The sequence below is a fragment of the Actinacidiphila paucisporea genome, assembly GCF_900142575.1.
GTDB classification, from domain to species: domain Bacteria; phylum Actinomycetota; class Actinomycetes; order Streptomycetales; family Streptomycetaceae; genus Actinacidiphila; species Actinacidiphila paucisporea.
Window position 1 is genome coordinate 175,210 of record NZ_FRBI01000011.1, and the last position, 21,567, is coordinate 196,776.

Genomic DNA, 21,567 nt, shown 5'->3' on the forward strand with positions numbered 1-21,567 from the left:
GGCACGCGCGGGCGGATATGCACGGGGCATGCCCGTATCCCTGGACGCCGCCGCCCTGCCCGCCGGTTTCGCCGCCCTGCTGGCCGCCGAGGCCGCCGCCTACGCGCTGCCCGGCACCGGCGAGGAGGCCGCCGACCTCGAACAGGCCGTGTGGCTGCGGCTGCTGGAGCGCGACGGGCCGCCCGCCGACCCGGCCGGCTGGACGCGGGCCGCGGTGCGCGCCGAGGCGCTGGGCGCCGACGTGCGGCGGCGCTGCGAGCGGCCCTACGCCGACCAGGACGCGGGACCGCCGCCGCGGTCGCCGCACCGGGCCGGGGACGTCGAGGACCGGGTCATCGCGGCCGACGCCCAGCACGCGGTCCTGGCGGCGGTCCCCGCGCTGCCGGGGCGCTGCCCGGAGCTGGTGCGCGCCCTGTTGTCCGGTTCCGACCGCACATACCGGGAAATCTCCCAGGAGTTGGGAATCTCACAGGGAAGTCTGGGACCGCTGCGCTCGCGCTGTCTCGGCTGTCTTCGATCCATGGTGAATTCGAGGGTTGGAGCCCCGGTGGGACGGGGTAATGCACGGTAAACAGTCAGCGGCGGTGGGCACCTTCGGCACGCCTGGACGGGTCTGACACGGGTTCCGCCCAGGCGGGACCGCACCGGAATGTTTGTGCGATCATCGGCGCCACGGAGGCGGCGCATACCCGCACCAACTCCGGTCAGGCACACGTCCCGGGCACACACCTCACCCTCAAGCTGCCCGGACGGATTCGAAGGGGAGGCCTGCGCGCATGGGCATGAGCGTGACCATCTCTACGGCGGAGTCGAGCGACGCCGAGAAGATCCTGAAACTCCAGTACCTCTGCTACCAGAGCGAAGCCGAGCTGTACGGCGACTACAGCATCGAACCGCTGACCCAGACCCTGGAGAACCTGCGCGCCGAACTGTCCGAGGGGTACGTGCTGGTGGCACGCCTCGGCGAGGAGGTCGTGGGTTCCGTACGCGGTGCCGTCGACGACGACGGCACCGCCAGGATCGGCAAGCTGATCGTGCATCCGCGCCTGCAGCGGCACGGCCTCGGCGGGCGGCTGCTGCGCGCCGTCGAGGTCCGGCTCGCGGCCGAGGCGGAGGCCAAGCGGTACCGGTTGTTCACCGGCCACCGCAGCGAGGTCAACCTGCGGATGTACCGCAAGCTCGGCTACCAGCAGGTCGGTGTCGCCGAGCCGGTCAGCCGCAGGCTGAGCCTGGTCACCATGGAGAAGGCCGCGGAACCGACGCATTACGCCGCCACCGCGTGAGCGTCAGCCGCCTGAGTTCCACCCGCCCGGGCGCCACCGGCCCGGGCGGCACCGCCTGACCGTCACGGCCGGGGCGCGGCACCTTCGGGGGTGCCGCTCTCCGGCCGTCCGGCCCTGCGCAGCCACAACAGGCCCATGACCGGCAGGATCAGCGGCAGGAAGACGTAGCCGACGCCGAAGTCGGACCAGACGGTCTGGTCGGGGAAGGCCGAGGAGTCCGCCAGGGTCAGGACGCCGACCGCGATCACCCCGAGCAGTTCCGCGGAACAGGACACCAGCGCCACCTTGCGGGCCTGCTCGCCGCCCCGCCACAGCGCGACGGTGATCACCGCGTAGACCACGCCGGCCGCGAGCGAGAGCAGGTACGCCAGCGGCGCGTCGGAGAACTTGGTGCTGATCTGCACGATCGAGCGGGACAGCGCGGCCACCGTGAAGACACCGTAGAACCACAGCAGCAGCCGCCCGGGCCCCTGCCCGAGCCGGGTGCCGCCGGGCTCGGCGGTCGTGCCCGCCGCCGCGTCCGGTGTCTGCCGCTGTGCCATCGCCGTGTCCTCCGTGCCGTCCGCGGTGCTGTCCTCAGCCATGTCCGGCTCCCCAGATCTCGTGCAGCCGCAGTTCGAGCACGGCCAGGATGACACCGCCGGCCGCCACGATCGCCGAGCCCCAGCGGCTGCGCTCGGCCAGCGACATGAAGGCCGCCGCCGGGATGGTGCAGGCGGCGCCGATCTGGTAGCCGACGAAGACGGCCACCCCGTGGTCGGGGCGGTCGCCGTGTCCGAGCCGCACCAGTGCCACCACCAGCTGGACCAGCGCGGCGAGGGTCACCACCGCCATGCCGATGAAGTGCCAGTCGTTGGTCGGCTCGTCACGGTACGCGGCAAGGCCGCACCACGCCGCGAGCAGCAGCGCTGTGACCGTGACCGTGAGGGTGACCGCGTCGAGCATGCGCCGACTTTATTACGGACCGTCCGGCCGCCTTCCTCCCACCCCCGCCCGAGCCTCCCGCGCACTGTCACGTCACCATGTCGACACTGTGTCCGCATAATGAACAATCCGACCGGATTTCGGGACCGGCCGGGATGTCTGGTTTACTGGGGTCCATGAACACGACGAACCAGCGCATTTCCGCGACCGAGGCGACCCCGCCCGGTGTTCGTCCCATGTGTCGAATGTGTGCCTGACCTGAGGCCCTGAGCGGCGCGTCGCCCCCGACCGCCGCGCCCCGCGTCACCACTCCGGTGCAGCGCCGCGTCGCGCCGCCGGTCACCCGAAGCGCCGCGTGGGCCTCCTCGCGCCCCGCTCCCGCAGCACACACCTGGCGTGGCGGTATGCCCACCGCCCGCCCGACCACGATGGACTCCCCTGTGATCACCACCACCGACCTGCGCAAGGTCTACCGCTCACGCGACCGCGAGGTCACCGCACTGGACGGGGTCGACCTCACCGTTCGCGAAGGCGAGGTCTACGGCGTCGTCGGCCGCAGCGGGGCCGGCAAGAGCACCCTGATCCGCTGCGTCAACCTGCTGGAGCGCCCCACGTCCGGCACCGTCGAGGTGGCCGGCCGCGACCTGACCGCGCTGGCCGGCCGCTCCGACCGGGCGCCCGCCGCGCTGCGCGCCGCCCGGGCCGGCATCGGCATGGTCTTCCAGCACTTCAACCTGCTGTCCTCGCGCACCGTCCAGGACAACGTCGAACTCCCGCTGGAGATCCTCGGCGTCTCCGGCCGCGAACGCTCCCGCAGGGCCCGCGACCTCCTCGACCTGGTCGGCCTGTCCGACAAGGCCGGCGCCTACCCGGCGCAGCTGTCCGGCGGCCAGAAGCAGCGCGTCGGCATCGCCCGCGCCCTGGCCGGCAAGCCCAAGGTGCTGCTCTCCGACGAGGCCACCTCGGCGCTCGACCCGGAGACCACCCGCTCGGTCCTGGAACTGCTGCGCGACCTCAACCGGCAGCTCGGCCTGACCGTACTGCTCATCACGCACGAGATGGACGTCGTCAAGGCGGTCTGCGACTCGGCGGCCCTCATGAAAGGCGGACGTGTGGTGGAATCCGGCACCGTGGCGGAACTGCTCGCCACCCCCGGCTCCGAACTGGCCGACGAGCTCTTCCCGGTCGGCGGCCTGCCCTCCGGCCCGGACAGCACCGTCGTCGACCTCACCTTCCACGGCGACAGCGCGACCCGGCCGGTGATCTCCCAGCTGGCCCGCACCTACAACGTGGACGTGTCCATCCTGGGCGCCGCCATGGAGACCTTCGAAGGCCGGCAGATCGGCCGGATGCGGATCGAACTGCCGGGCCGCTTCGAGGACAACGTCGTGCCGATCGGCTTCCTGCGCGAGCAGGGCCTCCAGGTCGACATCGCCGCGACCGCCGAGCAGCCCGCGGCGGTGGCCAGGTGACCTGGTCCGAGATGCACCCGCTGCTGACCCAGGCGTGTACGGACACGCTGCGGATGGTCGGCTGGTCCACCGCGGTGACCGTCGTGCTCGGGCTGCCGCTCGGCGTGCTGCTGGTCCTCACCGACCGCGGCGGCCTGCTGCGCAACCTCGCCGTGAACCGGGTCCTCGGGGCGGTGGTGAACCTCGGCAGGTCGCTGCCGTTCGTGATCCTCATGATCGCGCTGCTGTCCTTCACCCGTGCCGTCGTCGGCACGACGATCGGCTGGCAGGCCGCCGTCGTCCCGCTGTCGGTCGGCGCGATCCCGTTCTTCGCCCGGCTCGTGGAGACCTCGCTGCGCGAGGTCGACGGCGGCCTGGTCGAGGCCGTCCAGTCGATGGGCGGCAGTACGTGGACGGTGGTGCGCAAGGTGCTGCTGCCCGAGTCGCTGCCGTCGCTGGTCGCCGGCGCCACCACCACCGTCATCGCGCTGATCGGCTACTCGGCGATGGCCGGCGTGGTCGGCGGCGGCGGACTCGGCGACCTGGCGCTGCGCTACGGCTACCAGCGCTTCGAGACCGGCTTCATGTGGGTGATCGTCGCCGTGCTCGCGGCCCTCGTCACGCTCGTCCAGCTCGCCGGCGACCTCGCCGCCAGGACCGCCGCCCGCCGCGGCCGCCCGGGACCGGCCCCCCGGCTGCGGCTGCTGCGCCCGGCCGCGCCCGCCGCACCCACCTCCTCCACCTGACCGAACCCGCACCACCGCACCACCGCACCACCGGAACACGTAACAAAGGAAAGAGGCACTTTTCGTGCGTAGCACCGCCAGGATCACCGCCGCCACCGTCGTCGCCGGAGCCCTCGCGCTCGGCCTGTCCGCCTGCGGCTCCTCCCACTCCGGCACGTCGAGCAAGAACGACGGCAAGGCCGCGCAGGACGCGTCCGGCCCGCTGGTCGTCGCCGCCAGCCCCACCCCGCACGCCCAGATCCTGGACTACGTCCGCGACCACCTGGCCAAGAGCGTGGGACTGGACCTCCAGGTCAAGGAGTTCTCCGACTACGTCCTGCCCAACACCGCAACCGAGCAGGGCCAGGTCGGCGCCAACTTCTTCCAGCACAAGCCCTACCTGGACGACTTCAACAAGAAGAACGGCACCCACCTGGTGGCCGTCGCCGACGTCGAACTCGAACCGCTCGGCCTGTACTCGCACAAGATCACCGCACTGTCCGGCCTCAAGGACGGCGCCGACGTGGCCGTGCCGAACGACACCACCAACGAGGCCCGCGCCCTCGACCTGCTCGCCGCCAACGGGCTCATCACGCTCAAGGCCCACACCGAGCAGACCGCGACGCCCGCCGACATCACGTCCAACTCCCGGCACCTGCACTTCAAGGAGCTGGAGGCCGCCCAGCTGCCCCGCTCGCTGGACGACGTCGACGCCGCTGTGATCAACGGCAACTACGCCATCGAAGGCGGCCTCAACCCCGCCAAGGACGCTCTTGTCATCGAGAAGGCGCAGGGCAACCCCTACGCCAACATCCTGGTCGTCAAGCAGGGCCAGGAGAACGACCCGCGCGTCCAGAAGCTGGTCAAGCTGCTCGACTCGCCCCAGGTCGGGCAGTACATCAAGGACACCTTCAAGGGCGCGGTGATCCCCGCCTCCGGCACCCCCGCCGCCTGACACGCCACGGGTCCGCGGCCACCAATGGCCGCGGACCCCGCCGTCGCGCGCCGCTCAGCCGCGCCGCACCCAGTAGACGTCCGTGGTGTACGGCATCTCGATCTCGCCGCCGGCCCGGGTCGCGTCATGCGCCCCGAGCACCGCCTCCACCTCCGCGCGCACCCGCGCCTGGGCGCCGGCGTCCAGCACCGCGATATGGCTGGACGACATCATCCGCTCCACCACGTCGGCCACCGTCGTGACGTACGGGTTCGGCCAGTGCCGCTCCGACATCTCGCCCCAGCCCGCCTCCGGCGCCTGGAAGGCCTTGCGCCAGCCGCCGCCCGGACCCGCGTCGCCCAGCGCCGGCGTCAGCGGCGGACTGGGCAGGTCCCGCGGCGCCAGCCGGAAGTAGATGTCCTGGAAGTCCCGCACCCACGGCACCGACGTGTCGTACGTGTTCCACACCAGCGCCAGCGCCCCGGCCGGCCGCAGCAGCCGCTCGACCTCGGCCAGCGCCGCCCGCTCCTCGAACCAGTGCCAGGACTGCGCGGCCACCACCGCGTCCGCGCACCCGTCGGGCAACCCGGTCGCCTCCGCCGTGCCCGCGCTCACCGACACGCCGGGCAGCAGCTCGGCCAGCGTCTCGCGCATCTCCCTGACCGGTTCCACCGCCAGCACCTCGGCGCCGGTCAGCGCCAGCAGCCGGGTGAACTTGCCGGTCCCCGCGCCGAGATCGACCACCGTACGGCCCGCCTCCAGCGGCAGCGCGTCGGCGAGCGCGGCGAGCGCGGCGAGCGGATAGGAGGGCCGGGAGCGCTCGTAGACCCCCGCGGCCCGCTGGTAACCGACTCCTGCTGCGTGGTGCACCGTCACGCGGGCAGACGGTAGCAGGATCGGATGGCGGCCACGGATACCCGCCCTGACCGGCATCCGCCCTACTCTGGAAGGGCGTTCGCCGCTCCGTCCGCCGCCGGGCGCCTCGCGGCGACCCTGCCCGGCGGGGGCCGCGCCCGATGCTGCATGCTGTGCAATCCACCCATGCCCTGGTTACGGAGCAGTGAATGACCTCCACCTTTCCGGACATCTCACTCAGTACGGAGCGGCTGGTGCTGCGCCCGTATGACGAGGCCGACATCCCCGAGCTCGTGGAGATGATGAACGACGACCTGGTGACGGCGTGGACGGGCGTGCCGTGGCCGTACACCGAGGCGGCCGCCCGCGCGTTCGTCAGCACGGCTGGGCCCGCGGAAAGGCGCAGCGGCCGCGGCCTGGTGCTCGCCGTCACCGAGATGCTCACCCAGCGGCTGGTCGGCACCGTCCAACTGCAGAACACCGACTGGCGCATCCGCGGCACCGAGATCGGCTACCTGACCGCGTCCTGGGCCCGCGGCGAGGGATACGCCGGCGAGTCGGTGCTCGCGGTCGTCCGCTGGCTGTTCGCGAGCCAGGGCTTCGAGCGCGTCGAACTGCGCACCGCGGCCGACAACACCGCCTCGCAGCAGGTCGCGCAGAAGATCGGCTGCATCAGCGAGGGCGTCCTGCGCAATGCCGGCGTCATCCGCAGCCGCCCCGATGACGACCCGCACGGCCGCTGGGCCGAGACCCGCACCGACCTGCTGGTGTGGAGCCTGCTCCCCGAGGACCTCGACGACGCCGACGGCACCGGCGAATTCGCGGGCCGCACCGGCGGTGACGGATACGACCCCGGATACGACTCCGCCTACGCCGCCTACCGCGGCCACGCCGACTACAGCGCCGCCGCCCACCGCCGCTGACCCCCGTCCGCCGCCGCCGGCAGCCGCGTGCGTCCACACGTACCGCACTCGGCGCACCGTCGCACACGCTGCCGGGTTAGGGTTCTCACCCGGGCCCGCCCTCCGACCCCGCAGAGGGCCCCACCGGCACCCCAGCGACCCCACGGCATGGAGGCAGACGACGATGGCCGACCGGGTCACCGTGATCGGATGGGACGGCTCACCCCCGTCCGAAGCCGCCCGTGCCGCGCTCGACGCCGCCACCCTCGTGGCCGGCACCCGCCAGCACCTGGCGCTGCCCCACGTCCCCGCGCAGGCCGAGCACATCGTGCTCGGCAGCATCGACATCGCCGCCCGCCGGATCGCCGGACACCGCGGCACCGCCGTCGTGCTCGCCGACGGCGACCCCGGCTTCTTCGGAGTGGTCCGCGCCCTGCGCGACCCCGAACACGGCCTGGAGGTCGAGGTCATCCCCGGCGTCTCCGCCGTCGCCCGGGCCTTCGCCCGCGCCGGCATGCCCTGGGACGACGCCCGGGTCGTCGTCGCCACCAGCCGCACCCTGCGCCGCGCGGTGAACGTCTGCCGCTCCTACCCCAAGGTCGCGGTGCTCACCGCACCCGGCGCCGGCCCCGCGGAAGTCGCGCTGCTGCTCACCGGGGTGCACCGCACGTTCGTCATCTGCGAGGCGCTCGGCACCGAGCGGGAGCAGATCACCGTCCTGACCTCCGACAAGGTCGCCGACCACATCTGGCGCGACCCCAACGTCGTCCTCGTCGTCGGCGGCAACACCACCGCCCTCCCGCGGATAGCCTCCCTGGGCGCCGCCACGCTGCCGTCCGTCGGCCCGCCCGCGGCCAAACCGGGCGCCGGCGGCTGGATCGCCGGCCGCGACCCCGGCTTCCCCGGACCCGTACGGGGCTGGGCACTTCCCGCCGCGGAATACGGCGGCCACGTCCACGCGGGCGTCCGTGCCGTCCAACTCGCCAGGCTGGGCCCCCGAACCGGCGACCTGGTCTGGGACATCGGCGCCGCCGACGGCGCGGTCGCGGTGGAGGCCGCCCGCTTCGGCGCGGCCGTCATCGCCGTCGACCGGGACGCCGACGCCTGCGACTGGATCAGCGCCACGGCCCGCCGCAGCGGCGTCCAACTCCAGGTCGTGCACGGCACCGCGCCCCAGGCGCTCGAAGACCTGCCGGAGCCCGACGTGGTCAGGATCGGCTGCGCCGACGCCGCCGTGGTCGCCGCCTGCGCCGCCCGCCGCCCGGAGCGCATCGTCGCGTCGGCGGTCACCAGGGACGCCGCCGAGGCGATCGACAGGGCACTGTCCGAAGGCGGTTACTCCGTCGAACGGATGTTGCTGCAGTCCGTCGGCCTCGACGCCGGATGGGACGAGCGGGACCGCTCCACGGACTTCGTGCTGTGCGGCAGCCGGACCTGACCTGTTCATGATCGACGGGCCGCTCCCGGTGGCGTTTGCGCCGGTCGGAGCGCTGCCGGCACCGGCACTGTGAGATACGTCCCGAGGTGCGGACTTCGGCACGGGCGGCGGTGCCCCGGGGGGTAGGCTGACGGATCGTTGTGCCGTCGTCGCACGTTGACGGGACGTCGACACCACCGGCGTACCGGCGGCCGACGTGCCGCATCCCACACACGCTCGTTGGAGTCGGTGGGGGTGGGATGCGCGCGGTGCAGCGGCTGGAAGGAGCGAAACCGATGGGCGAGGGGCACGCATGACGGACACCGGTCAGATCCCCGGCGAGGGGCTGCCGGAGAACGCGCTCGGTGACGCGGCTCCGCAGCCGCACACCGACGCACTCGGCGCACCGCAGACCGCCGCCCCCGGCTGGGGTACGGAACCGCCTGCCGAGCACGGCGCTCCCGCCTACACCTACCTCGACCAGCCCGCCGCCCCCGGCGCCGGGCTGGACGACGATGACGACGTCCTGCTCATGCCGGGCCCGCAGGGCACCTGGAGCGACCCGCAGCCGGTGCCGCCGCAGCCGTCCCCCGTGGTGGACTACGGCATCCCGCAGGGAGTTGACACCCCGTCGCCCGCGCCCGCCGCCCCGCGCCGCCCGCTGCACCTCGGCCCGCCCGTCCACGACACCCCCAGCGGCGGTGTGTCCGTACGCTCCCTGGCCGACCGCGGCCCCGCCCTGGGCGGCGGCCCCGTCCCGCCCCCGACCCGGCTCCAGGGCGGCCCGCCCACCTCGGGCCCCGAATACCTCGACGTCCCCCAGGACGACGCCCACGGCATCCCGGCCCAGCAGACCGGCGAGCCCGCCGACCCGTCGACCCCGCCCGCCGGCATCGCCTGGCCCGCCGCCCAGACGCCGTCCCAGCAGTCCCTGATCCCGCACGCCGACAGCGTCATCCCGTCCCAGCAGGCCGCCGAGCCGATCCTGGCCTTCACGCCTGCGGAGCCCGCGGCTCCCGTGGCGGCGGCGCCGGTCGAGGCCGAGCCGGTTGCCGGGCCCGTTGCCGAGCCGGTGCCCGCGGCCGGCGGTGCGCCGGGTGCGGTTGACGGTGCGGTGGCGGTCGGGGGTGCCCCGGCGGTGGCCGAGGGCGCTGCCACGAGTGGCGGTACGTCGGCTGCGGCCGACGGTGCCCCGGCGGTGGCTGCTCCGGCACCCACGATCGGCGGTGCGTCGGCCCTGGCCGGGACCGAGCCCGCGGTCGGCGGTGCGCCGACGCCCGTTCCGGGCGGCGAACTCGCAGGGGCCACTGTGCCGTCGGCCGCCGGTGAGCAGCCTGCCGGGCCCGTGGCTGTAACGGCGCCGTCGGACGCCGTCGAGCCGGTCGCGCCCGAGCCCGCGCCGGTCGACTACGCGGCCGAGCCCGTTTCCGTGGCCGCACCCGTCGTGCCCGAACCCGAGCCCGTCGCTGTGGCCGCACCCGTCGTGCCCGAATCCGAGCCCGTTTCCGTGGCCGCACCCGTCGTGCCCGAACCCGAGGCCGCGCCCGCTCCCGTCGTGGACGCGGGGGAGTCCGGCCGGCCCGCCGAGGAGGCCCCGGCGCTCTCCGGACCCGTGGCCGCGGTGTCCGGCACCCCGCAGGCGGCCGCCCCGGCGCCGCCGATCGGCCTCGACCTGGCCACCCCGCCGCCGGACCCGGCCTTCAGCGGCCCGCCCGCGACCGGTGGCGACACCTTCGTGTCCACGACCGGCACCGCCGACCTCGCCTCCCTCGTGGCGGCCGCGAGCAACACCCCCGCCCAGGAAGCCGTTTCACCGGCCGCGCCCGAAGCCCCCGCCACGGCGGAAGCCCCGGTGCAGCCCACGGCCGACGCCCTCGCCGCCGAACCGGTCGCGGCCGACAACGCCCTCGCCGTGCCCAAGGGCCGTACGGTCAAGCGCGCGCACGCCGCAGCGGCACCGCCGCAGGTCGAGGACGGCGCCGCCCCGGTGACCGGAGACGCGGAGCCGGAGGCGGCTGCGGCCGGAACTGACGCCGCCCCGAAGGGGCGCAGGGCCGCCCGGCGGGCCGAGGCCAGGGCCGCGGAGGCCGAGGCGTCCGAGCCCGCGGAGGCGTACGAACCCGCCGTGCGGGACGCGGTCCACCGGGTCATCCGGGAGCGCCGCGACATCCGCAACGGCTTCCGCTCCGACCCGATCCCGCACGACGTGCTGCTGCGCGTCCTGGAGGCGGCGCACACCGCGCCCAGCGTCGGGCACTCGCAGCCGTGGGACTTCGTCGTCATCCGCTCCGAGAAGACCCGCGAGAAGATGCACGAGCTGGCCATGGCCCAGCGCGAGGCGTATGCGAAGTCGCTGCCCAAGGGCCGTGCCCGGCAGTTCCGCGAGCTGAAGATCGAGGCGATCCTCGACACCCCCGTGAACATCGTGGTGACCGCCGACCCCACCCGCGGCGGCCGGCACACCCTGGGCCGGCACACCCAGCCGCAGATGGCGCCGTATTCGTCGGCGCTGGCCGTCGAGAACCTGTGGCTCGCCGCCCGCGCGGAAGGACTCGGCGTGGGCTGGGTCAGCTTCTTCGACGAGCGCCAGATGGTCGCGGAGCTGGGCCTGCCCGAGCATCTGGAGGTCGTCGCCTACCTGTGCGTCGGGTACGTCGACGAATTCCCCGAAGAGCCCGAGCTGATGCAGGCCGGCTGGTCGCAGCGCCGCCCGCTGTCCTGGGTCGTGCACGACGAGGAGTACGGCAACCGCGCGCTGCCCGGCGAGGAGCCCCACGACCTGCTGGAGGAGACGCTGCGCGGCATCCGCCCGCTGGACGCCAAGGCGCTCGGCGAGGCGTGGGAGCGGCAGAAGCGGATGACCAAGCCGGCCGGGGCGCTGGGCATGCTGGAGATCATCTCCGCGCAGCTCAGCGGGCTGTCACGGCAGTGCCCGCCGCCCATCCCCGAGCCCGCGGCTGTGGCAATCTTCGCCGGCGACCACGGGGTCCATGCCCAGGGCGTCACCGCGTGGCCGCAGGAGGTCACCGCGCAGATGGTCGCCAACTTCCTCGGCGGCGGCGCGGTGTGCAACGCCTTCGCCAACCAGGTCGGGGCGGAGGTCTGCGTCATCGACGTCGGCGTCGCCTCCGAACTGCCCGGCACGCCGGGGCTGCTGCCGCGCAAGGTGCGGCACGGCACCGCGGACTTCACCGTGGGCCCCGCGATGACCCGCGAGGAGGCGCTGCGCGCCATCGAGGTCGGCATCGAGACCGCCCGCGACCTGGTCGCCGCCGGCAACAAGGCGCTGCTCACCGGTGAGATGGGCATCGCCAACACCACGACGTCGGCCGCGCTGATCGCCGTCTACACCGGGGTCGACCCCGCCGAGGTCACCGGCCGCGGCACCGGCATCAACGACGAGATGCACGCGCGCAAGGTGGACGTGGTCCGGCGCGCGCTGGACCTGCACCGGCCCGACCCGGCCGACCCGATCGCGGTCCTCACCGCGATCGGCGGCCTCGAACACGCCGCGATGGTCGGCCTGCTGCTCGGCGCGGCCGCGCTCCGCACGCCGGTGATCCTCGACGGCGTCAGCGCCGGTGCCGCCGCGCTCGTCGCCCGGGCCATCGCCCCTGAGGTGCTGGCCGCCTGCATCGCCGGGCACCGCAGTGCCGAACCGGGCCACGTCGCGGCCCTCACCACCCTCGGCCTGCGCCCCCTGGTCGACCTCGACCTCCGCCTCGGCGAAGGCACGGGCGCGCTTCTCGCCCTCCCCCTGGTCCAGAGCGCCGCCCGCGTCATGCACGAGGTCGCCACCTTCGACGCGGCGGGCGTCACCGAAAAGTCCTAGCCAACCCCCTGCGGGGCGCCGCCGCCCACAACCCGGCGGCGCCCGCCAGCCCTACGGGTCCCCACCCGAGGCCCCGTGGTGGCTGGTCGCGCAGTCCCCGCGCCCCTGAAAAACGCGTGCCCTCCTGCGCAAAGGTCCAGCCTCCCGGCAGAAGCCAACGCCGGGCGTAGGAGGACGCAGGCCCAAAGGGGCGCGTGGGGGTACCCCCAGGCGAAGCTCTGGGGGAGAACTGCGTACGCACGCACCGCACCGCAAGGGGCATCCTCACTCCCGAGGCGCGGAATTCGCGGGGAACGCGGAACATAAGATCGGCGCGAGGCAATCGTGAATGTCGGAAGGGAGCCGAGCCGCATGGATCGGATGGACGACGCCCCGGCGTACCCGGTCGGGTTGCGGCTGCGCGGTCGCCGCGTCGTGGTGATCGGCGGCGGCCAGGTCGCCCAGCGCCGGCTCCCCGCGCTGGTCGCGGCCGGCGCGGACATCGTCGTGGTGGCGCCGCGGGCGACCGCGTCGGTCGAGGCGATGGCGGACGCCGGCGAACTGCGGTGGGAGCGCCGGGCGTACCGCCCGGGCGACCTGGCCGAGGCGTGGTACGCCCTGGTCGCGTCCACCGACCCGGCGGCCAACGCCGCCGCCTCCGCGGAGGCGGAGGAGCGCCGCGTGTGGTGCGTCCGCAGCGACGACGCCGACGCGGCGACCGCGTGGACGCCGGCCACCGGGCGTACCGAGGGCGTGACCGTGGCCGTACTGACCGGGCGCGACCCGCGCCGCTCCGCCGCGGTGCGGGACGCGGTCGTCGAGGGGCTGCGGGACGGCAGCCTGGTGGCGCCGCAGCACCGGGCGCGTACGGCCGGCGTCGCGCTCGTGGGCGGCGGCCCCGGCGACCCCGACCTGATCACCGTGCGGGGGCGCCGCCTGCTGGCCGAGGCGGACGTGGTGATCGCCGACCGGCTCGGCCCGCGCGACCTGCTGGGCGAACTCCCGCCGCACGTCGAGGTGATCGACGCGGCGAAGATCCCGTACGGCCGGGCGATGGCGCAGGAGGCCATCAATGCCGCGCTGATCGAGCACGCCAAGGCCGGCAAGGCCGTCGTCCGGCTCAAGGGCGGCGACCCGTACGTCTTCGGGCGCGGTATGGAGGAGGCGGAGGCGCTGGCGGCCGCGGGCATCGCGGTGACCGTGGTGCCGGGCATCTCCAGTGCCATCAGCGTGCCGGGCGCCGCGGGCATCCCCGTCACGCACCGGGGCGTCGCCCATGAGTTCACCGTGGTCAGCGGGCATGTCGCGCCCGACGACGCCCGTTCGCTGGTCGACTGGTCCGCGCTGGCCAGGATGCGCGGCACCCTCGTGCTGCTGATGGCCGTGGAGCGGATCGGCGCCATCGCGGACACGCTGATCGCGGGCGGCCGCCCGGCCGGCACCCCGGTCGCGGTGGTCCAGGAGGGCACCACGGCCGCCCAGCGCAGGGTGGACGCCACGCTGTCGTCGGTGGCGCACACGGTCGCCGAGGAGGGCGTACGCCCCCCGGCCGTCATCGTCATCGGCGACGTGGTCACCGTCGGGCGGTCGGGCGCCGGCCGTGGCTGAGCCGGTCGCGGTCGGCGACCCGGACGACCCGCGGCTGTACGACTACACCGCGCTGACCGACGTGGAATTGCGCCGCCGCCGCGAACCGGCCGAAGGCCTCTTCATCGCCGAGGGCCAGAAGGTCGTCAGGCGCGCGCTGCGGGCCGGTTACGCGATGCGCTCGATGCTGCTCACCGACAAGTGGGTGGACGCGCTGCGGGACGTGATCGACGAGGTGCCCGCACCGGTCTACGTCGTCAGCGACGAGCTGGCGGAGCGCGTCACCGGTTACCACGTGCACCGGGGCGCGCTCGCCGCGATGCAGCGCAAGGCGCTGCCGGACGCGGCCGGCGTGCTGGCCGGCGCCCGCCGGGTGGTGATCATGGAGGCGGTCAACGACCACACCAACATCGGGGCGATCTTCCGCAGCGCCGCCGCGCTCGGCATGGACGCCGTGCTGCTGTCGCCGGACTGCGCCGACCCGCTCTACCGCCGCTCGGTGAAGGTCTCGATGGGCGCGGTCTTCTCCGTGCCCTACGCCCGGCTCGACGCCTGGCCGCGCGACCTCTACGGGACGGTGAAGGAGGCCGGCTTCCGGCTGCTCGCGCTCACCCCGGCAGCGGAGGCGGCCGCGCTGCCCGACCTCGCCACGCACGAACTCCCGCGGCTGGCGCTGCTGCTGGGTGCGGAAGGGCCGGGCCTGAGCCCGAAGGCGCTCGCCGCCGCCGACACCCTGGTCCGCATCCCGATGTCGCACGACATCGACTCGCTGAACGTGGGCGCGGCGGCAGCGGTCGCCTTCTACGCGGTGGCCGGCCGACCGCCGGCGCCCTAGCCCCACCCCCGAAAGCGCCCCGCACCGCGGCTCACCAGCCGGATGCGGCGCGGGACACGGCCGGGGTCCGCGGGCGACGACCCGCGGGCGCGTCGCTCACGCGGCCGGTGGCAGTCCCACCGGGACCGCCAGCGCGCGCCGGTGCCGTCCCGGAGTGCCCAGCGCGATCTCGTCGGCCTTCGCGCGCTTGAGATACAGGTGCACCGGGTGCTCCCACGTCATGCCGATGCCCCCGTGCAACTGCACCGCCTCCTCGGCCGCGTGCACCGCGACGGGGGAGACGTATGCCTGCGCGACGGCCACCGCGAGGGAGGCCTCCGCCGGGTCGGAGAGCCGATCCGCCAGTACGCCCGCCGCGTTGCGCGCCGCGGCCCGCGCCGAGACCACGTCGAGCCACAGGTCGGCCAGCCGGTGCTTGAGCGCCTGGAAGGACCCGACGACCCGGCCGAACTGCCGCCGCTGCCCCAGATAGCGGACCGTCTCGTCCAGGCACCACTGGGCCAGGCCCAGTTGCTCGGACGCCAGCAGCCCGGCGCCGGTCAGCAGCGCCCGCTCCAGCGCCGCAACCGCCGCGTCCCCGCCGGCGAGCAGCCGTCCCGCCGCACCGTCGAAGCGCAGGTCGGCGAGCGGCCGCGTCAGGTCCAGCGACACCGGCCGCTCCGACGCCACCTGGTCCGCGGCCACTTCGTACAGCCCGGGACCCTCGGGGCCGAGCGCGGGCACGACCAGCACCTCGGCGGCGAGCGCGTCGGCGACGCTGGTCACCGTGCCCGTCAGCCGCCCGCCGCCGTCCGCGTGCACGGTCGCGGGGAAGCCGTCACCGGGTGCGGCCGACAGCGGCACCGCGAGCGCGGCCGTCGCCTCGCCCGCCGCGAGGCGGCCGAGCAGCGCGGCTGTCGCCGGGTCCGCGGTGTCGCAGCCCAGCAGCGCGGTGGTCGCGAGCACCGCGCTGCCCAGGAACGGGACCGGCGCGACCGCGCCGCCCAGCTCCTCGCACACCACGGCCGCCTCCCGGGCCGAGGCGCCCTGGCCGCCCAGCTCTTCCGGCACCAGCAGCCCGGCGAGGCCCAACTCCGCGGCCAGCACCCGCCACAGCGCGGGGTCGTACGGCTCCGCGGTCTCGATCCGGCCCAGCACGGCCGCGTGGCCGCAGCGGTCGGCGAGCACCGCGCGGACCGCGGCCCGCAGGTCGTCCTCGACGTCGGAGTAGAGCAGGTCGGGAATGGCGGGGGAGGTCATCGGGGCAGGTCCTTCCAGGCGGCGTCCTTGTCGTTGCGCGGTTCTGCGGGCAGCCCGAGCACCCGCTCGGCCACGATGTTGCGCAGGATCTCGGACGTACCGCCCTCGATCGAGTTGCCCTTCGCCCGCAGATAGCGGTAGCCCGCGTCGCGCCCGTAGAAGTCCACGCTCCGCGGGCGGACCATCGCCCAGTCGCCGTACCGCAGCCCCTGCTCGCCGAGCAGCTCCACCTCCAGGCCGCTGAGCTGCTGGTTCAGCCGGGCCAGCGAGAGCTTCAGCCCCGAGCCCTCCGGCCCGGGGGTGCCCGCCGCCATCTGCTGCCGCACCCGCTCGGCGGTCAGCCGGGCCACCTCGGAGTCCACCCACAGCCGCAGCAGCCGGTCGTGCAGTTCGGGGGTGCGCAGCTCGGGCCGCTCCCGCCAGGTCGCGGCCACCGGGCCGATCATGCCGCTCTCGCGCGGCACGGACGCGCCGCCGCCGATCGCGACCCGCTCGTTCATCAGCGTGGCCTGCGCCACCCGCCAGCCGTCACCGACCGCGCCGAGCCGGTGCGCGTCCGGGATCCGCACCCCGGTCAGGAAGACCTCGTTGAACTCGGCCTCGCCGGTGATCTGCCGCAGCGGCCTGACCTCCACGCCGGGGTCGGTCATGTCGCACACGAAGTAGGTGATGCCCCGGTGCTTGGGCACGTCCAGGTCGGTACGGGCGATCAGGATCGCCCAGCGCGCGGTGTGGGCGCTCGACGTCCACACCTTCTGGCCGTCCACGACCCAGTCGTCCCCGTCGCGCACCGCCCGGGTGCCCAGTCCCGCCAGGTCCGAGCCGGCGCCCGGCTCGCTGAACAGCTGGCACCAGACCTCCTCCCCGGTCCACAGCGGCCGCAGGAAGCGCGCCTTCTGCTCGTCGGTGCCGTAGGCCAGGATGGTCGGCGCGGCCATCCCGAGGCCGATGCCGATACGCCGCGGGTCGTTGTCCGGCGCCCCGGCCGCGTCCAGTTCCGCGTTCACCACCGCCTGCAGCGCCCGCGGTGCGTCCAGCCCGCCGAGCCCCACGGGGAAGTGCACCCACGCGAGCCCCGCGTCGAACCGGGCCCGCAGGAATTCCGCCGGGTCCGCCTTCTGATCCCACGCCGCGAGGAGCGCCCTCACCCGCCCCCGCACATCCGCCGCGCTCACGCTTCCCATAGCCGCACACCTCTCCGACGAGACCTAAGCAAGCGCTTGTTAACCTACCGACCCAAGGTGCGGTCGCGCTACCCCCGCAGGGCTGTCCCGCGCCCGTCGGCGAAAGGGACAGGGACGACGTCCCTCGTAAGGGCGATCGCGGGCACGGCAAACCGTGCGACCAGCCACGACGGCGGCCGCAGGGGGCAGGACCTCAGGAGCCCGCGGGACCCGGGAGGAGGGGGGCCACCGAGGGGGCGGCCGGGGCGTCGGCGCCATGGGAGAAGCGGTGGCAGCCCTGGACCGCGGCGATACAGATCGCCGCCAGCAGCGTGACGATCACGAAGACGACCAGCCGCTGCCGCAGCAACCGCCTCCCCGGGGCAGCCGAGGAGGGCCGCCGCCCGGAGGCACCCGTGCGGACCGGTGTCCGCGCCGGGGACGGTACGGCGGGGGTGCGGGGGCCGACCCGCCCGCCCGTGCCGCCTGACCCGTCGGGACCCGGGCTCCGACGGGTCCGCTGCTGGGCATACTCCTCGGCCCGTCGCCCGACGGGCCGCACCGGCCGCGGCCCGGCCGCCTTGGGCAGCGGCGCCTCTCGCCGCGGCATGCCGATCCCGCGCGCCTCGCGCGCGGCGATCTCGGCGAGCCGCTCGGACAGCTGCACGGTGCTCGGCCGCTCCTCCGGATCCTTGGCGAGGCACGCGTGGACCAGGGGTGCCAGCGCGTCCGGCACCCCGGCCAGGTCGGGCTCCTCGTGCACCACCCGGTAGAGCATGACCTCGGAGCTGCCCTGTCCGAAGGGCGAGTCCGCGGTAGCCGCGTACGCCAGCGTGGCGCCGAAGGCGAAGACGTCCGTGGCGGGCGTGACGGCGGCGCCCCGTACCTGCTCGGGCGCGAGGAAGCCGGGCGAACCGACAGCCGTGCCCACGTGCGTGAGCGTGCTGGCCCCGGTGGCCCAGGCGATGCCGAAGTCGATGATCCGCGGGCCCTTCGGCGACAGCAGGATGTTCGACGGCTTGAGGTCGCGGTGGACGACCCCGGCCTCGTGCACCGCGACCAGGCCCTCGGCGAGCGCCGCCCCGATGGAGGCGACCTCCGCGGCGGCGAGGATGCCGCCCTCGGCGACCTTGTCGTGCAGCGAGGGGCCGGGTACGTACTGCGTGGCGAACCAGGGGCGGTCGGCCTCCAGGTCGGCCGCGACGAGCCGGGCGGTGCAGCCGCCGCGGATCCGGCGGGCCGCGGAGACCTCCCGGGCGAACCGCGACCTGAACTCCTGGTCCTCGGCCAGCTCGGGTCTGATCACCTTGAGCGCCACCCGCTGGCCGCGCTTGTCCGCGCCCAGGTACACCACGCCCATGCCGCCCGCGCCCAGCCGCCGGTGCAGCCGGAACGCGCCGACGACCCGCGGATCCTCGCGCCGGAGCCGCATCATCGCCATGTCCGTTCCCCTACCTCCGGTGGGCGAGTACCCCACTGCTGCTTCCGGTGCCTGCACCGACGGCCGGGTCGGCCGCCCACAGCTTACGGACTCCCGTCCCGTCGCGCGGTGAAGGCCCGCAGGCGGTGGGCCGTGAATTGTCAGTGCCCGGTGGGATCCTGGAGTGGTGGCGAGGGGTCCGTCCGACGGGCCGTCACTACCGCGCCCCGATCTGCCAACGGTCCGTCTGCCAAAGGGGAATGACGCCGTGAAAGGTGATCGAGTGGAAATAGTCGTCGACGCGGGGGACACCACCCGCACCTATGAGGTGATCGCCACCCGGGCCGGCCGCCGGGTGGAGACGGCCGTCCGCCGCGGGGTGGTGGAAGTGAGTGAAGTCACCCGCAGCGGCACCGTCGTGCGGACGGCCCGGTTCATGGCCACCCGGGTGCTCGCCCTGGTCGAACAGCCCGTCCCGCGGGACGACGAGCAGGCCGGGCGGCTCCCGGCGTCTCAGGGATGACCCTGGGGTCCCCGGGCGGCGGCGTCCACCCACGGGAGTATCCGGGGCCGCCGCAGTCATCCTCCGGGAGGCCTGCAAAGGGGTACCAGGGCCTGACGACCGGGGGCGGCGGCGCACCTAGTGTTGAAGTCAAGCGGCGGGCGGAGCACTCGTCCCCCGAGGTCAAGCGCCCGCCGCTGCCAGAACTGCACATTGCGACCGACCACACAGCAGACCCCACGACCTCAGGGAGAGGCATGGCGAGCATGGCCGACACGGTGACCCGCACCGCACGGGCCATGCGCGGCGGGCGGCGGAGCGGGACCAGGCATCCGCTGGTGGCGGCGGCCATGGTGCTGCCGCTGGCCGCACTGCTCGCCTACTTCTTCGGAGGTGTGGACGCGGTGGTCACACAAGCGTCGTCCGTGGCCGGCCTGATGGGGCGCTGAGAGGCGCTCCAGGCCCGGAAGAGCGGTCCGGGCCAGGGACTCACCGGTAGAACCCCGTGGGGACGGGGGTATGACGGACGACTGCGTTTGCCCGGGTGTCATCCGACGCCCGGGCATTGCGCTGTCCGGACCCCGTCCGGCCGCCCGGAGGGCCGCATCGCCGCCGGGATGCTTGACTGGCCCGATGACGACCACGGGGGAGCAGTCCGGCACTCACACGAGCGGCGCGGTCCGTATCGACCCGCAGACCGTCCGCCGCACGGTCCGGCCGCCGGCCGACGACGCCCTGGTCACCGCGCTGGCCGCCACCGCGGCCGCGGCAGCCCGCCGCGCCCTGCGCGGTGACCGGCCCGAGGGCACCGCCGACGCGGCCGCCGCCCCCGCGCCGCCCACCGTGCCCGCGGCCACCACCGTGCTGGCGGACCGCCCCGACGGCACGGTCGTCCGGGTCGGCGCGGTCGTCGCCAAGGCGCACGCCCCCGGCACGGACGCCGCGGCCCTCGCGATCCGCATCGCGGTCGCCGCGCACCCGCTCCTGCGCGGCATCCTGCTCCCCCCGCTCCCGGGCCCCCCGGCCCCGGGCCCCCCGGCCCCGGGCCCCCCGCTCCCGGGCGCGGCCCAGGACCCCCCGGCCGGCGGAACGGGTGCGCCCGGCGCACCCGGCCGGCAGGGCCCGCCCGGCCTGCTCGTCCAGGACGGCGACCCCCGCGTACTCGCCACGGCCCCGCTCGTTCCGCCCGCCCCGGACGGCGGAGCGGTGCGCGGGCGGCAGGTCACCGCGTGGCCGTACGGCGTGCCCGTCGACCGGCACGACCCGGGCGCCGCGCCCTGGGCCGAGGCGGCCGTGCTGCTCGCCCGGCTGCACACCGTGCCCGCGGCCGCGCTGGGCCCGCTGCCGCCGATGCGCGGCCCGGCCAAGGCCGCGCTCGCCGTCGCCCGGCTGCGCGGCGTCGCCGACTCGGCGGCGGGCCGTACCGTGCGCCGGGCGTGGCGGCGGCTGCCCGCGTGGGCCAGGGACGAGGCGCCGCACCCGGGGCCCGCCGCGCTCTGCCACGGCGACCTGCACCTGGGCCAGCTGGTCCGCCACCCCGCGCCGGACGGCGACTGGCTGCTCATCGACGTGGACGACCTGGGCACCGGCCCGGCTGCCTGGGACCTGGCCAGGCCCGCCATGTGGTTCGCGGCCGGCCTGCTCGCCCCGGACGCCTGGGCCGTCTTCCTGGCGGCCTACCGCGCCGCCGGCGGGCCGGCCGTACCGGAGAGCGGCGACCCGTGGGGGCAACTCGACGTCCCGGCCCGCGCGCTGGCCGTACAGACCGCGGCGATCGGCGTGGCGAAGGCGGCCAGGGACGGCCGGGAACTCGACGAGGCGGAGTCCGAACTCGTCGCCACCTGCGCCCGCATCGCGCAACTGGGCCCCTCCTGAGAGACGGCGGCGTCCGGCCCGGGAAGCACGGGGGCAGCGGGTGCCGGGACCTCGCCGGCCGGCGGGAGCGCTCCTGGCAGGGCCTAAAGTGAACTCCACTGCCAACGCGAGGAGATGAGGCGACAGATGGTCTGCCCCAAGTGTCACGGCCACATGCAGACGTACAACCGCAGTGGTGTCCAGATCGAGCAGTGCGGCAACTGCCGCGGCATCTTTCTGGACTACGGCGAGCTTGAGGCGCTGACCCAGCTCGAAGGCAACTGGAACCAGCCGGCCCCGCCGCCGGCCTACCCCGCGCCGCACGTGCAGCACCAGCCCGGCTACCCGCAGCCCCCCGCCCCGGCCTGGGGCGCCCCGCAGTACGGGCACGGGCACGGCCACGGGCACAACAAGCACCACGGGCACGGCTTCGCCCACATGCTCTTCTCGTCCTGACCCGGGGCCGGAACCGGGGGACGCCGAATTCCGGCGACGTTGAGACTCCGGGGGCGGCCGGACCATGAAACGGCCGGGCTACGAAAACCGGCCGGGGGCCGGAAGCGCGAAGCTTCCGGCCCCCGGCCGTCACGTGCTGGTGGACGATACTGGGATTGAACCAGTGACCTCTTCCGTGTCAGGGAAGCGCTCTCCCGCTGAGCTAATCG

Annotated in this window: 20 protein-coding genes; 14 read left to right on the forward strand and 6 right to left on the reverse strand. The window is 74.7% G+C overall.

Features of this window, described 5'->3' with window-relative positions:
* Positions 1–28 precede the first annotated feature (28 nt).
* Together BUE44_RS18455 and BUE44_RS18460 are read left to right on the forward strand one after the other, a co-directional pair.
* A complete protein-coding gene (locus BUE44_RS18455; protein WP_073499774.1) occupies positions 29–571 on the forward strand; it encodes a sigma-70 family RNA polymerase sigma factor in 543 nt (180 codons plus the stop codon).
* Positions 572–776: 205 nt separating this feature from the next.
* Complete coding sequence (locus BUE44_RS18460) at positions 777–1,283, forward strand: GNAT family N-acetyltransferase (protein ID WP_073499776.1); 507 nt, start codon at positions 777–779, stop codon at positions 1,281–1,283.
* 62 nt (positions 1,284–1,345) lie between these two features.
* Here BUE44_RS18460 and BUE44_RS18465 read toward each other — a convergent pair whose 3' ends face one another.
* Complete coding sequence (locus tag BUE44_RS18465) at positions 1,346–1,825, reverse strand: hypothetical protein (RefSeq protein WP_073499926.1); 480 nt, start codon at positions 1,823–1,825, stop codon at positions 1,346–1,348.
* A gap of 34 nt (positions 1,826–1,859) precedes the next feature.
* On the reverse strand, positions 1,860–2,228 hold the full coding sequence (locus BUE44_RS18470) for a hypothetical protein (protein ID WP_073499778.1): 369 nt from the start codon (positions 2,226–2,228) through the stop codon (positions 1,860–1,862).
* Positions 2,229–2,647: 419 nt separating this feature from the next.
* On the opposite strand from BUE44_RS18470, the gene BUE44_RS18475 reads away from it, so the two are divergent.
* The 3 genes from BUE44_RS18475 (at position 2,648) to BUE44_RS18485 (ending at position 5,338) form a co-directional block, all read left to right on the forward strand.
* Positions 2,648–3,679 (forward strand): methionine ABC transporter ATP-binding protein, encoded by a 1,032-nt coding sequence (locus BUE44_RS18475; protein ID WP_073499780.1) that lies wholly within the window; start codon positions 2,648–2,650, stop codon positions 3,677–3,679.
* Positions 3,676–4,404, forward strand: coding sequence for a methionine ABC transporter permease (locus BUE44_RS18480; protein WP_073499783.1), 729 nt, complete (start codon positions 3,676–3,678; stop codon positions 4,402–4,404). Before BUE44_RS18475 ends, BUE44_RS18480 begins: the two co-directional genes overlap by 4 nt.
* A 64-nt stretch (positions 4,405–4,468) precedes the next feature.
* Entirely contained in the window at positions 4,469–5,338 is an 870-nt protein-coding gene (locus tag BUE44_RS18485) for a MetQ/NlpA family ABC transporter substrate-binding protein (protein WP_073499785.1), read from the forward strand.
* Between the two features lie 54 nt (positions 5,339–5,392).
* On the opposite strand, the gene BUE44_RS18490 is transcribed toward BUE44_RS18485, so the two are convergent.
* Positions 5,393–6,193, reverse strand: coding sequence for a class I SAM-dependent methyltransferase (locus BUE44_RS18490; protein ID WP_073499927.1), 801 nt, complete (start codon positions 6,191–6,193; stop codon positions 5,393–5,395).
* Positions 6,194–6,381: 188 nt separating this feature from the next.
* On the opposite strand from BUE44_RS18490, the gene BUE44_RS18495 reads away from it, so the two are divergent.
* The 5 genes from BUE44_RS18495 to BUE44_RS18515 all read left to right on the forward strand — a co-directional run bounded on the left by BUE44_RS18495 (position 6,382) and on the right by BUE44_RS18515 (position 14,724).
* Positions 6,382–7,095, forward strand: coding sequence for a GNAT family N-acetyltransferase (locus BUE44_RS18495; protein ID WP_079189853.1), 714 nt, complete (start codon positions 6,382–6,384; stop codon positions 7,093–7,095).
* A gap of 163 nt (positions 7,096–7,258) precedes the next feature.
* A complete protein-coding gene (cbiE, locus tag BUE44_RS18500) occupies positions 7,259–8,512 on the forward strand; it encodes a precorrin-6y C5,15-methyltransferase (decarboxylating) subunit CbiE (protein ID WP_073499787.1) in 1,254 nt (417 codons plus the stop codon).
* Between the two features lie 292 nt (positions 8,513–8,804).
* Positions 8,805–12,323, forward strand: a complete 3,519-nt coding sequence (cobT, locus tag BUE44_RS18505; RefSeq protein ID WP_073499789.1) for a nicotinate-nucleotide--dimethylbenzimidazole phosphoribosyltransferase — start codon at positions 8,805–8,807, stop codon at positions 12,321–12,323.
* A 351-nt stretch (positions 12,324–12,674) separates the two neighbouring features.
* Positions 12,675–13,910: a uroporphyrinogen-III C-methyltransferase gene (gene cobA / locus BUE44_RS18510; RefSeq protein WP_073499791.1), complete on the forward strand. Its 1,236-nt coding sequence runs from the start codon at positions 12,675–12,677 to the stop codon at positions 13,908–13,910.
* Positions 13,903–14,724 (forward strand): TrmH family RNA methyltransferase, encoded by an 822-nt coding sequence (locus tag BUE44_RS18515; RefSeq protein ID WP_073499793.1) that lies wholly within the window; start codon positions 13,903–13,905, stop codon positions 14,722–14,724. Before cobA ends, BUE44_RS18515 begins: the two co-directional genes overlap by 8 nt.
* A 96-nt stretch (positions 14,725–14,820) precedes the next feature.
* Here BUE44_RS18515 and BUE44_RS18520 read toward each other — a convergent pair whose 3' ends face one another.
* The 3 genes from BUE44_RS18520 to BUE44_RS18530 form a co-directional block, all read right to left on the reverse strand.
* Positions 14,821–15,963 (reverse strand): acyl-CoA dehydrogenase family protein, encoded by a 1,143-nt coding sequence (locus BUE44_RS18520; RefSeq protein ID WP_073499795.1) that lies wholly within the window; start codon positions 15,961–15,963, stop codon positions 14,821–14,823.
* Positions 15,960–17,147 (reverse strand): acyl-CoA dehydrogenase family protein, encoded by a 1,188-nt coding sequence (locus BUE44_RS18525; protein ID WP_073499797.1) that lies wholly within the window; start codon positions 17,145–17,147, stop codon positions 15,960–15,962. Before BUE44_RS18525 ends, BUE44_RS18520 begins: the two co-directional genes overlap by 4 nt.
* 193 nt (positions 17,148–17,340) lie before the next feature.
* Positions 17,341–18,567, reverse strand: coding sequence for a serine/threonine-protein kinase (locus BUE44_RS18530; protein WP_073499800.1), 1,227 nt, complete (start codon positions 18,565–18,567; stop codon positions 17,341–17,343).
* A gap of 247 nt (positions 18,568–18,814) precedes the next feature.
* Between BUE44_RS18530 and BUE44_RS18535 the strand changes: the two genes are divergently transcribed.
* The 4 genes from BUE44_RS18535 to BUE44_RS18550 all read left to right on the forward strand — a co-directional run bounded on the left by BUE44_RS18535 (position 18,815) and on the right by BUE44_RS18550 (position 21,358).
* Positions 18,815–19,069 carry a hypothetical protein gene (locus BUE44_RS18535; protein WP_073499802.1) on the forward strand — a complete coding sequence of 85 codons (255 nt, stop codon included), beginning with the start codon at positions 18,815–18,817 and terminating at the stop codon, positions 19,067–19,069.
* A 245-nt stretch (positions 19,070–19,314) separates the two neighbouring features.
* Complete coding sequence (locus BUE44_RS18540; protein WP_073499928.1) at positions 19,315–19,497, forward strand: hypothetical protein; 183 nt, start codon at positions 19,315–19,317, stop codon at positions 19,495–19,497.
* A 394-nt stretch (positions 19,498–19,891) separates the two neighbouring features.
* Positions 19,892–20,923: a phosphotransferase family protein gene (locus BUE44_RS35865; RefSeq protein WP_235002241.1), complete on the forward strand. Its 1,032-nt coding sequence runs from the start codon at positions 19,892–19,894 to the stop codon at positions 20,921–20,923.
* Positions 20,924–21,049: 126 nt separating this feature from the next.
* The gene (locus tag BUE44_RS18550; protein ID WP_073499804.1) at positions 21,050–21,358 is read left to right on the forward strand and encodes a TFIIB-type zinc ribbon-containing protein; all 309 of its coding nucleotides are present in this window, start codon (positions 21,050–21,052) and stop codon (positions 21,356–21,358) included.
* The last annotated feature ends 209 nt before the right edge of the window (positions 21,359–21,567 follow it).

Excerpts from the sequence above, each read along its gene's own strand:
- BUE44_RS18470 (WP_073499778.1), bottom strand. The coding sequence starts at position 2,228 with ATGCTCGACGCGGTCACCCTCACGGTCACGGTCACAGCGCTGCTGCTC.
- BUE44_RS18520 (WP_073499795.1), bottom strand. The coding sequence starts at position 15,963 with ATGACCTCCCCCGCCATTCCCGACCTGCTCTACTCCGACGTCGAGGAC.
- BUE44_RS18530 (WP_073499800.1), bottom strand. The coding sequence starts at position 18,567 with ATGGCGATGATGCGGCTCCGGCGCGAGGATCCGCGGGTCGTCGGCGCG.
- BUE44_RS18465 (WP_073499926.1), bottom strand. The coding sequence starts at position 1,825 with ATGGCACAGCGGCAGACACCGGACGCGGCGGCGGGCACGACCGCCGAG.
- BUE44_RS18540 (WP_073499928.1), top strand. The coding sequence starts at position 19,315 with ATGGCCGACACGGTGACCCGCACCGCACGGGCCATGCGCGGCGGGCGG.
- BUE44_RS18455 (WP_073499774.1), top strand. The coding sequence starts at position 29 with ATGCCCGTATCCCTGGACGCCGCCGCCCTGCCCGCCGGTTTCGCCGCC.
- cobT (WP_073499789.1), top strand. The coding sequence starts at position 8,805 with ATGACGGACACCGGTCAGATCCCCGGCGAGGGGCTGCCGGAGAACGCG.
- cobA (WP_073499791.1), top strand. The coding sequence starts at position 12,675 with ATGGATCGGATGGACGACGCCCCGGCGTACCCGGTCGGGTTGCGGCTG.
- BUE44_RS18495 (WP_079189853.1), top strand. The coding sequence starts at position 6,382 with ATGACCTCCACCTTTCCGGACATCTCACTCAGTACGGAGCGGCTGGTG.
- BUE44_RS18525 (WP_073499797.1), bottom strand. The coding sequence starts at position 17,147 with ATGGGAAGCGTGAGCGCGGCGGATGTGCGGGGGCGGGTGAGGGCGCTC.
- BUE44_RS18550 (WP_073499804.1), top strand. The coding sequence starts at position 21,050 with ATGGTCTGCCCCAAGTGTCACGGCCACATGCAGACGTACAACCGCAGT.
- BUE44_RS18460 (WP_073499776.1), top strand. The coding sequence starts at position 777 with ATGGGCATGAGCGTGACCATCTCTACGGCGGAGTCGAGCGACGCCGAG.
- cbiE (WP_073499787.1), top strand. The coding sequence starts at position 7,259 with ATGGCCGACCGGGTCACCGTGATCGGATGGGACGGCTCACCCCCGTCC.